The sequence below is a fragment of the Methanobrevibacter sp. genome, assembly GCF_030539555.1.
Taxonomy (GTDB): domain Archaea; phylum Methanobacteriota; class Methanobacteria; order Methanobacteriales; family Methanobacteriaceae; genus Methanocatella.
In genome coordinates this window covers 923-1,679 of record NZ_JAUNXX010000145.1, presented here as the reverse complement: position 1 = coordinate 1,679, position 757 = coordinate 923, and the positions used below count along the sequence as shown (strand labels likewise).

The 757-nt window shown below is 33.8% G+C and carries 2 protein-coding genes; both read right to left on the bottom strand.

What is annotated here, in order from left to right; all coding sequences use genetic code 11:
* Positions 1-36: 36 nt before the first annotated feature.
* On the bottom strand, positions 37-279 hold the full coding sequence (locus Q4Q55_RS10605; protein ID WP_303372762.1) for a DUF4040 domain-containing protein: 243 nt from the start codon (positions 277-279) through the stop codon (positions 37-39).
* A complete protein-coding gene (locus Q4Q55_RS10600) occupies positions 272-694 on the bottom strand; it encodes a cation:proton antiporter (protein WP_303372761.1) in 423 nt (140 codons plus the stop codon). Before Q4Q55_RS10600 ends, Q4Q55_RS10605 begins: the two co-directional genes overlap by 8 nt.
* Positions 695-757: the final 63 nt, after the last annotated feature.

Sequence of the window (757 nt, the reverse complement as noted above, 5' to 3'; positions counted from 1 at the left end):
CTGAAGTCAATAATATCACAAGCTGTACCTCTGCCATTAGCTATCCTCCCTTTGAGTTTTTTTAACTGTTAAAGCAATAAATACAGGGACAATTGCTGCACAAACAATAACCTGAGTTAATGCAACATCAGGAGCCAACAATACCTGGAAAAGTATAGCCATAGCCCCTCCAGAAAATCCTGTTAAAATTGCTGCTTTTAATAGGTCTTTTTGAATAAGAGCAAGAATTGCACTTAAAACAATTATAATACATAATACAAACTCTAACATCTTACTCATCCTCGTTAATTTCTAATGTTGTAACTGAAAATCTTTCATCAGCTTTAAGTTTTTCTGAATTTTCACTTTCTAAAGCCTGCATCTTTTCTTTAGGGTGTAAAATTGGATGATTTTCACCCACATCTTCTACAACATTCTGTAATTCTAAATTATTTTCTCTATCTTCTTTTTTCCAATAAGCATTAGCTATTGCATGTGCTGTAAACGGCGCCAGAATAAAGTAAATTCCGGCAAGCAAGAACTGGCCAATAGCAATCATGGCAATTATACATGCAACATCAAATAAACCTACAATGTGGATTCTTGCATAAACTTTATTCTTTGTATCTTTACCCAAACTTAAAAGTCCAATTGCAGAAATGACAATTATTATGGCTGATATGATGAGAAGGATTGATTGGACATACTCTATCATTTATCCTCACCCCCCAAAACAACAGCAAAAGCAACAGTGCCTACAAAACCAAAGAATATTAAA

Bases quoted from the DNA above. Each gene is read 5' to 3' on its own strand.
- Q4Q55_RS10605 (WP_303372762.1), bottom strand. From the start codon at position 279: ATGAGTAAGATGTTAGAGTTTGTATTATGTATTATAATTGTTTTAAGT.
- Q4Q55_RS10600 (WP_303372761.1), bottom strand. From the start codon at position 694: ATGATAGAGTATGTCCAATCAATCCTTCTCATCATATCAGCCATAATA.